This is a genomic window from Pedobacter sp. 01T416_2 (assembly GCF_056398925.1).
The window spans coordinates 1-10,252 of sequence record NZ_JBFTQI010000120.1 but is presented as its reverse complement, the minus strand read 5'-3'; the positions used below and the strand labels follow the sequence as shown (position 1 = coordinate 10,252).

General features: G+C 40.9%; 7 protein-coding genes and 1 pseudogene. All 8 read left to right on the top strand.

Features of this window, described 5'->3' with window-relative positions; translation table 11 throughout:
* Nucleotides 1-226: pseudogene (locus tag AC1DPQ_RS07435) on the top strand (FadR family transcriptional regulator); the annotation flags it as partial.
* A gap of 91 nt (nt 227-317) precedes the next feature.
* The gene (locus tag AC1DPQ_RS07430; RefSeq protein WP_477585342.1) at nt 318-1,487 is read left to right on the top strand and encodes a sialidase family protein; all 1,170 of its coding nucleotides are present in this window, start codon (nt 318-320) and stop codon (nt 1,485-1,487) included.
* Between the two features lie 83 nt (nt 1,488-1,570).
* The gene (locus tag AC1DPQ_RS07425; RefSeq protein WP_477608602.1) at nt 1,571-4,918 is read left to right on the top strand and encodes a SusC/RagA family TonB-linked outer membrane protein; all 3,348 of its coding nucleotides are present in this window, start codon (nt 1,571-1,573) and stop codon (nt 4,916-4,918) included.
* Between the two features lie 17 nt (nt 4,919-4,935).
* The gene (locus tag AC1DPQ_RS07420) at nt 4,936-6,381 is read left to right on the top strand and encodes a RagB/SusD family nutrient uptake outer membrane protein (RefSeq protein WP_477608600.1); all 1,446 of its coding nucleotides are present in this window, start codon (nt 4,936-4,938) and stop codon (nt 6,379-6,381) included.
* Nucleotides 6,382-6,392: 11 nt separating this feature from the next.
* On the top strand, nt 6,393-7,172 hold the full coding sequence (locus AC1DPQ_RS07415; RefSeq protein WP_477608598.1) for a phytanoyl-CoA dioxygenase family protein: 780 nt from the start codon (nt 6,393-6,395) through the stop codon (nt 7,170-7,172).
* Nucleotides 7,173-7,181: 9 nt separating this feature from the next.
* Nucleotides 7,182-8,111 carry a dihydrodipicolinate synthase family protein gene (locus AC1DPQ_RS07410; protein ID WP_477608596.1) on the top strand — a complete coding sequence of 310 codons (930 nt, stop codon included), beginning with the start codon at nt 7,182-7,184 and terminating at the stop codon, nt 8,109-8,111.
* 17 nt (nt 8,112-8,128) lie between these two features.
* Nucleotides 8,129-9,040, top strand: a complete 912-nt coding sequence (locus AC1DPQ_RS07405) for a dihydrodipicolinate synthase family protein (protein WP_477608594.1) — start codon at nt 8,129-8,131, stop codon at nt 9,038-9,040.
* A 37-nt stretch (nt 9,041-9,077) separates the two neighbouring features.
* The gene (locus AC1DPQ_RS07400; protein ID WP_477583044.1) at nt 9,078-10,202 is read left to right on the top strand and encodes a galactose oxidase; all 1,125 of its coding nucleotides are present in this window, start codon (nt 9,078-9,080) and stop codon (nt 10,200-10,202) included.
* The last annotated feature ends 50 nt before the right edge of the window (nt 10,203-10,252 follow it).

Sequence of the window (10,252 nt, the reverse complement as noted above, 5' to 3'; positions counted from 1 at the left end):
ATACGAAATGGCCGGTAACGATACCTTAAAACGTTTCCAGCATATGCTTTTGCCGGTTTTTGGTTTTGTGCTTCAGGTAGAAAATGAGTTTCTTTCTGGCAGTGTTAGCCATCAGGATCTGGTGGAAATTCTTAAATCTGGAAATAAAAATGATTTCAGAAATGGAATGTACGAACATCTAAAGCCTCATTTCGATCGACTTGAGGCACTAAAGAAAATAAATTAAGTTTTTATGTACTACATATTAATTTATTAATTACATTTGTTTTATGCAAGTCTGATTAGGCTTGCACTAACCAAATTAATTTTTTTAAGTTATGTTTTACACCATCAAAAATCTGAAAAGGATTGGCGGGTTATGCTGCTTTTCTGCACTGATTTTGTGCTGCATAAATACCACTTATGCGGCATCCAATATTAAAGCGAATAGGGTAGACAGTCTGAATTTCATTTTTAAAGCTGGAGAAAACGGTTATGCCTGTTTTCGTATTCCAGCCCTAATCCATACTCAAAACGGGAGCTTGCTTGCTTTTGCCGAAGCAAGAAAAAACAATTGTGGTGATTCTGGAGATATTGACCTGGTGGTTAAACGTTCATTTGACAAGGGTAAAACCTGGACCGGCTTACAATTGGTGTGGAGCGATTCGACCAATACTTGTGGCAACCCTGTTCCCGTCCAGGATCAAGCTACTGGCAATATCATTTTAATTTCTACATGGAATTTGGGTACCGACCATGAAAAACAGATTATGGATGGCTCATCGAAAGATGGAAGGCATGTATATATGTTATCATCTGGTGATGATGGAAAAACCTGGTCGGCTGCAACAGAGATTACTGCTCAAGTGAAAAAAACAGGTTGGACCTGGTACGCAACCGGGCCATGCCATGGCTTACAGGTACTTAAAGGAAAATATGCCGGCCGTTTGGTAGTGCCGATAAACCATGTAGAAACGGGTACTAATCAGAATTTTGCACACACCATTTATTCAGATGATCATGGCAAGAGCTGGAATTTAGGCAATAATACCCCTCAGGATAAAATGAACGAAACTACCTTGGCCGAAATTTCGAAAGGCCGATTGATGTTGAACATGCGGAATAGTGACCGGACAATTAAAACAAGGCATACCGCTGTAAGCGAAGATGGCGGTATGAACTGGGCAAATGTACAGGTAGATACAACCTTAATAGAGCCCATCTGCCAGGGAAGTTTGCTGAGTCATTTTTATCGCAAAAATAAACCAACACTGCTTTTCAGCAATCCGGCAAATACAAAATTACGGGCAAATTTAACTTTACGTTTAAGCGAAAACGACGGCAAAACCTGGAAATATAAGATGGTTTTACACCCTGGTCCATCTGCCTACTCAGATATTGCAGTAATAGACAAACAAATAATCGGCTGCTTTTTCGAAGCAGGATATGCAAAGCCATATGAGGGCATTGTATTTAAAACTGTAAACTATTCAGATTTAACAAAATAATTAAGGCCGATTAGTCACGTGGTGATTAATCAGCGAATTTCTATACTAACCAAATATGTAGTACATAAATACAAGTAATAATTATGAGAAAAATTTTATTTATTTTCCTGTTGGCCGCAATTAACCTCTGTGGTTTAACAGGAGCTGCACAAACAACCGATGTGCAGGTATCGGGTACTGTTTCTGATGCGACAAAAAATGAAACGCTGCCAGGAGTAAGTGTAAAAGTAAAGGGCGCGCAGACCGCGACTGTTACAGATGCAAATGGAAAGTACACTTTACGGGTACCTCAAAATTCAATCCTTGTTTTTAGTTCAGTAGGTTATAACGAACAAGAAGTAAAGGCTGGAATAGGCGGTACAAAAAATGTACAATTAAATCCAAATGCACAGTCTTTAACCGATGTGGTAGTAGTGGGATATGTTAAGCAATCAAGAGAGAAAAATACAGCCGCCGTATCTAAACTGGATACAAAACAATTGGTTAATACCGCCAATGCAGGACCAATAGCAGCCATACAGGGTAAAATTGCCGGAGTTTCGGTACCGTTATCAAACGGGCAACCAGGTTCGGCTGGTACCAATATCATTATCCGTGGGGGTTCAAAACTTAATGTTTATGGAACAGGCACCGGTAATAGTGGTGGAGATCCTGTATTATCTTCTGATGCATCAAGTCCGCTGGTTATCGTAGACGGTGTTTTCAGGACGATGAAAGATCTAAATCCGGATGATATCGAATCATTGCAGGTAATGAAGGATGCGGCTTCAACAGCAATTTATGGTGCCCGTGGTGCAAATGGTGTAATTGTGATCAAAACCAAAAGCGGAAAATTTGGCTCAGGGAAACCCAATATCACCTTTAATTACCGTACAAACTGGGAAACTCCATCGCGGATGTATGATTATTTAAGTGCCAAAGATTACCTCACTCTTGCCAGAACCACAGCAAAAAGCACCTTCGATTTAATTGATAAGAATACACTGTTAAATAATGGTGGTTTTTCTGCAGGAACGAAGGTGTACACTGCCAAAGGGCAGTATGGTGTTGGAACAAATTTAACAGCATTATATGATAACATTGTAGCTGTTGAAGGCCAGGGATATGCAGATAATTTATTGGCCAACGGCTGGCAGACTATGGATGATCCGATTAATCCGGGTACTAAACTGTTATTTGCCGACAATAATTACCAGGATCTGCTTTGGAATACCGGCATAAGCAATAATTACAATTTTGGGATTGATGGAGGCAGCCAGATTGCTACTTACAATATATCAATGAACTACGTTGATCAGGCAGGTACTTTTGTGGGCACAAGCTATAAAAGATATAGTGCGCTTGGAAATTTTGGGTTTAAAGCAAGCGAAAAACTACAGATCAATGCCATGCTTAACTACCAGAATGTATTGCCAAATTATGTAGATGCATATACCAACGACCTGGTACGCGCTACACGCATTACGCCTCTGATCAGAATTTTTAAAGATGATGGTACACCAACTACAGGCGAAAACCTAACGACAAGAAACCGCTTTCATACGTTGGCCTACGATAATACCAAAGCATCAACTGAACGATTGGTTTCGAGGGTAGATGCAGATTGGGCTATTGTTAAAGGCCTACATTACAGGCCAGCTTTGTCTTACTTAATTAGCGATGACAAAACTATTTTTTCAAGAAAAGCATTTCCAGATCCGATCCAGTTTGCAACCACCCGGTTAAAAACGGAGAATACCAACAACACCCGTCAGTTGATGATCGATCAGATCGTACAGTACGATTACACCTTAAAAGAAAACCATCATTTTACCGCATTGGCTGGTTTTAATTATACCAAAAATGACGGGAACAGTATCGATATAGGTTCGCAACGTGGAACCAACGATTACATTACCACGATAAACGAACCAACTGTAACCACCATTAACGGTGTAACAGTAACCAATGTTACCAATTTCGGAACGCGCATTAACCAAACTAAATCTGCGAGTTTTTTCGGACAGCTGAGTTACGATTATAAAAGTAAATACCTTTTAAGCGGCGTATTGCGGAACGATGGTTTTTCAAATTTTGCCCCTGAAAATAAGTGGGCATTATTCCCGTCGGTTTCTGCAGGATGGAATATCCATAAAGAAGATTTCTGGAAATCGAATGTGGTGAGCACCTTAAAACTTAGAGGAAGCTGGGGACAGGCAGGTTCGAGCGATTTAGATTTAACCGATACTTATGGAAGTTATACCTCAGCGGTTTATGCACAGAATTCAGGCATCCAACGTGCAAACTTATCCAATCCGAACCTGGTTTGGGAAACCACACAAACAACTGATGTTGCGGTAGAAGCAGGTTTTTTCAAGAACAGGGTGAATCTTACTGTCGATTTATATGATAAACTAACCAAAAACCGCATCGATTCTAAACCATTGCCAGCAGAGGCGCCGTTTTCTACCATTACATTCAATAACGGAACAATCCAGAACAAAGGGATAGAAATCGAGCTTCAGGCAACTGTGCTGAAAATGAAAGATTTCGCCTGGAACGCCAATTTCTCTTTTGCCTACAACGCGCAAAAAGTAATCAGCTTACCTAATAATGGCAGGTTAAAAAATAGACAGAATGGAGGCGTTGTCATCGATCCAAATACCGGTAAAGAAATTGAAGTGGGCGGATATGCAGAAGGAGAACGCCCGTTTGGTTACTATGCCTGGCAGGTAGAGAAGGTTTTTTCTACAGAGGCTGAAGCTGCTGCATGGGGTAAAGTAGATCAGATTGCTACGGCGGCTGGTATAACGGTAGGTAAACATGCGGGAGATTACAAGTTTGCAGATTTAAACAACGATAACATTATCGATAACCGCGATATGGTGTTTATGGGTTATAAAACACCAAATAAAATCGGAGGTTTTCAAAATACATTTACCTATAAAAGTTTTACGCTTAGGGTTAATATGGATTATGCTTTAGGCTTTGTGATCTCTGATGGCGCTTTAGCCAGATCTTTAGGACAGGGCAGGGCCTATAATGAAGGTGCTCCGGCACAAGCTTTAGGGAACGATATCTGGCAAAAATCTGGTGATGTGGATAAATTATATGCCCGTTTCTCTTTCGGGGACGCTGATTTCGGACAGAAAAACTTTATCAGACAGGGAGCCAGTACGGTAGGTACCGGAAGTGGTTATGCATCGGATGTTTCTACCATGATTTCGAAAGGAGACTTTTTAGCCTTACGCGAAATTTACCTGAGTTACGATCTGCCTAAAAACATCATGTCGAAAATCGGTTCAACCGGAATGAGTGTTTTTGCGAGCGTTACCAACGTAGGTTACCTCACTAAATACAAAGGGTTGAACCCTGAAACTTACACAGGATTCGATCCGGGAGGTTATCCTCGTCCAAGACAGTTCACCTTAGGCGCATCATTAAGATTTTAACATTTAAAAACATGAAAATGACCAAGAAATATATCCTGCTTTCTGTTATCATTGTAATAGCAGCAGCTTTTTCATCTYGCAAAAAATTACTCGAAGTTAAACCACAATCGCAGATTACCGATCAGGTTTACTTTAAAAGTGAGGGCGATTTTCTTCCCTATGTTACCGGAACATATACTTCCATCAGGGCCTTTGCCAATTCCATTACCTACGGTACCGAACGGAGCGAGGAACTCATAAATGGAACCAACAGCCGTTTAACAACGGTATGGTCACAGATATTAAGTCCAACAGTAGGTGCTTTAAACTACAATGGACAATACAAAGCCATTGGTAACTGTAATCTCCTGCTCAGCAAAATAGAGCCTTTTCCTTTTTCTAATGCGGCTACGAAGAACAGGTTAAAGGCCGAAACACTTTGTCAGCGTGCCTATACTTATTTTTATCTGGTTAGGATTATTGGCGATACTCCATTGATGCTCGAAACCATTACCGATGATAATGTTCCACTTTTGCCAAGAGCGAAAGCCACTGAGGTGATGAAACAGGTTTTTGCTGATTTAGATCAGGCTATAGCACTTTTTCCTGAAAAAACTTACGTATCCAAATACAGGTTTTCGTATGGCGCTGCATTGGCGTTAAAAGCTGAAGCTAAATTATGGAGCGCCAAAGTATTAGCTGGAGGAACGGCAGATTTTAACGATGCGATCACCGCTGCTGCTGCAGYAGAAGCCACAGGTGTTTCATTATTGACCAACTTTAAAGATGTAACCACAACGAGGGCAAACGCTGAAGTAATCATGTTGGCCTATTATAACCGTGATGAAAATGGCGCAAACTATGGTTTAAATGCTTTGCCATTTTTAACGGCGATTTCAAATGCATCCAACCTTGATAGCATTGCCTATGCGCTTACTTCTGTTAACGGACAGGGCGGCTACCAGATCAGTAAAGAAAGCAGGGCACTTTTTAGCGGCCTAACCGCTGATAAACGTGTGCCAAATACCTTTATCATCGAAAGACAGGGAACCGTACAAAAGAGCGCATGGATTACCAAAATGCCGGGTACCAAATACGCTGACGACCGGGTTTCTGATAACGATGTCATCATGTTCAGACTGGCCGATATCTATATGATAGCGGCCGAGGCTTATGCCGCACTTGATAATACCGCGCAGGCAATTGTGTATTTAAATAAAGTTAGAAATAGAGCCGGAAACGGAGTTTATACCGGTGCAACTGATAAAGCTACCGTAGAGCGCGCCATCTTTGACGAACGCGGCCGTGAGTTTTTCTTCGAAAACAAACGCTGGTACGATATTGTACGCTTTCATTTCGGCGGTACCATAAACGCCTATACTTACGTACCTAACCTAAAAAATAAAACGGTGCCTTTATTCTGGCCTTTATCTACAACTGTTTTGGCAGCAAATCCAAATCTGGTGCAAACACAAGGATATTAATGCAACTATTCATGAAAAACGAATCGTTATTTAATTATAAAACACTCAGTCGAGAAGAATTGACGTTTTTTAACGAAAACGGTTATCTCATCATCAAATCTATTTTAAAACCTGAAGGTTTGGCTCAGATGCAACAAGAGTGTATGGACGCCTGGGGTAAAGAAAAAGAGACCTTCGATCCGAATAAAAGCTGGCTGCAAAACGCCTTGTTGATTAATATCCACCATCAGGCCACAACAGTAAAGGGATACTATTTTAGCGGTCCGCTGGTTGAGATGGCCTCAGAAATTATCGGTCCGAATATAAAAGGAGCTACTTCACAGCTTACATTTAAAATGAAAGGCAATACAAAACCCTTTGGCTGGCATCAGGATAATGGTTATGGCGAGCTGGAGCCTTATAACGCTTTAACCACTTTAACTGCGCTTGATGATACCGACCGGGGCAATGGCTGTTTGTGGTTAATTCCAGGCAGTCATAAAAAAGGCCAGATCAGGGTAGAGCAGAACGAAGCGCAAAAGAAAAGTGGCTCTGAAATTATTGTAGAAGCCGACGATAGTTTAGCTGTACCGATGGAAATGAAGGCAGGAGATGTTTTGATTTTTAACTGTTGGATGCTTCATAAATCAGACGGTAATATTTCTGATAGCAGAGACCGAAGAATCCTGTTTTTGAGATATGCCGATGCCGATGCGATAGAAGTATACAATGGTGGCAAACCCCGCTTAGGTAGATTGGTAAAAGGCAAAAYGAAGTTTAAGGAGGTTGAAGAGTTTGAAGCCGATCTCTAAAAAATACTGATGAATACATTAACTGCAAAAACTTTAAGGGGAAATTGGGCAACATTGTTATTGCCCATCCAAACTGACCAAAGGATCGATTTCGGATTATTGGCTGATGAAATAGATTGTTTGATTGAAGCGAAAGTAGATGGGATTTATTCTAACGGAACAGCAGGTGAGTTTCACAATCAGACCGAAGCAGAATTTGATCAGATTAATTGGTTGTTTGCAGAAAAATGTCAGAAAGCATCAATGCCTTTTCAGATAGGCTGCAGTCATCCTTCACCATTGATTTCATTAGAAAGGATTAAGAGATCAGTAAGCCTACAACCAAGTGCTTTTCAGGTGATTTTGCCAGATTGGGTAGTTCCTTGTGATGCTGAACAGATAGAATTTTTACAGGGAATCGCAAAGCACGCAAACGGAATTCCTTTGGTATTGTATAATCCACCACATGCAAAGCTGGAGTTAAAACCAAAAGATTACCTCAAATTCAAAACAGCGGTGCCATCACTTATTGGTATTAAAGTTTTAAGTAAAGACGTAGCTTGGACCGAAGAGATGAAGATGTATGCAAGCCATTTATCAATATTCGTCCCAGGCCATTTTTTGGCGAGTGGGGTAAAGACGGGCATTGCAGCTGGGGCTTATTCAAATGTTGCCTGTATCAATCCATCGGCAGCTCAGCACTTATGGAAACTGATGCAAACAGATCTGGATGAGGCTTTGAGGATAGAAAAAAATATGCTCAAATTCTTTAAAATATGCATTGCTCCATATCAAAAGCAACAGTACAGCAACCCGGCATTAGATAAATTTTTAGCAGCAGTTGGTGGCTATATTCAGATTCCAACACGATTAAGATGGCCCTATAAATGGATTTCGGAATCAGATGTAACATCGGTGCGCAAACAGGCCAAAATATTAATACCAGAATTTTTTAATTAGACAAATACAAAATACATATGAAAATTAACGGCATAGTTGCTGCAACATTTGCGGCCTACCAGGCAGATGGTTCCTTAAATCTCATCATAATACCGCAACTAGTAGATAAATTGGTTGCTGATGGTGTGGCAGGGGTTTACATTTGTGGAACCAACGGAGAAGGACCAAACATGACTGTTGAAGAGCGGATAGCCATTGCAGAAGCGTACGTAAAAGCTGCAAATAAAAGGATTTTAGTATTGGTACATGTGGGGCACACTTCCATACAAGAATGTAAAAAGCTTGCAACCCATGCTGCGCAGATTGGTGCCGATGCATTTTCTTCTGTAGCCGCATTTTATTTCAAACCCACCTCGGTACAAAACCTGGTCGATTGTATGGCCGAAATCGCCTCGGCCGCTCCCGAACTTCCATTCTATTATTACCATATGCCTAGTTTAACTGGCGTTGGAATGGATATGGTTGAGTTTTTAGCACTCGGAGAGCAAAAAATCCCAAATCTTGCCGGCATAAAATATACGGCATCAACACTTCACGAGTTTCAAGCCTGTTTAAACTACAAGGATGGGAAATTTGAAGTATTATCTGGCTATGATGAGATGTTGTTAAGTGCTTTGGCAGTAGGTGCTATTGGTGCCATTGGTAGTACTTATACCTTTGCCGCACCGGTATACCTCGAAATAATCAAACTTTTCAGGAATAATGATTTAACTGCTGCCAGGGCATTACAATTAAAAGTGGTCGATTTTATCCGCTGCATTATCAAACATCCATCGATTGCGGCGCAAAGAGCGATTATGAAAATGATGGGTTATGATTTAGGAGATRCCCGGTTACCATTGGTACCACTTTCTTCTGATAAATTTATCGAACTTAAAGCCGATTTAATCAAAACTGGCTTTTTTGAGCTCCTCGAAAAATATAGGTAATGCTTATAAGCATRCAGATTTTCTATAGGCACATTATATGAAACACTTTAATACCTTACTTTTTTTAAGTTTTATGTTGATATCAACAGCAGGTTCTGCACAGATTACCAAAAAAACAAATCAATTTGCATGGGGAGAATTGCCAGCCATACCAGATAACTTCGGTTTTGCCGGTTCTTTTAGTGGAGTATCGGGCGATGCATTGATTGTTGCCGGAGGAGCAAATTTCCCAGATGGTGGTGCACCATGGTCAGGCTCAAAAAAAGTGTGGAGCGATAAAATATTTGTCCTTGATAAACCCAGCGGGAAATGGAAGGTAGCAGGCAAACTTCCTGAAGCTTTAGGTTATGGGCTCTCCATTTCCTGGGGCAAACAATTCATTTGCATTGGAGGAAGTAACGAGAAAGGCCATTCGGCAAAGGTTTATGCTATTCTTTACAAAGATAAAAGCATCAGCATTACTACGTTGCCAAATCTGCCTCAACCCATAGCAAATACCACGGGAGCAGTTTTAGGTGATGTTATTTACCTTGCAGGCGGACTCCTTACGCCGGAAGCTGATCATACCGCCAATGTTTTTTGGTCTTTCGATCTATCTTCTAAAGGAAAAAAACGGGTTTGGCATAAATTAGAAACCTGGCCTGGTCCTCCGCGGATGTTGGCTGTGGCTGGTGTTGCCGATCAAACCTTTTATCTATTCAGTGGAGCCGATCTGATCAAAAACAATAAAGGGGGCGTAGACAGACAATATCTAACGGATGCTTTTTGTTACAGCGCTGCTGATGGGTGGAAAAAAATAGCTTCTCTACCAAAAGCCATTGTAGCTGCGCCATATCCAGCCTACAACGCTCATCACAAATCATTGCTCATATTCGGTGGTGATGACGGCGTACTTGCTCCAAAAGCAGCTGTACTAAAAGAAAAACATCCTGGTTTTGCAGATGAAATATTAGCTTACGATGTAGAGAAAAACAAATGGTCGGTAGAAGGGAAAGTGCTAAAGAATATCAAAGCAGATGCGCAATCAAATCCCAATAACAGTACCTGGCCCGGGGTAACAAATACAATGGTGCTGTGGCGGGGAAATCTTGTTTTTCCGGGCGGAGAAGTAAGGCCTGCAGTAAGAACGCCAAAAGTGATCATAGCGAGACCAAAACAGTAAAATTATTTTAACAAGAGGAAAATCTAGAAATGACCGGTACAAAATCAAAT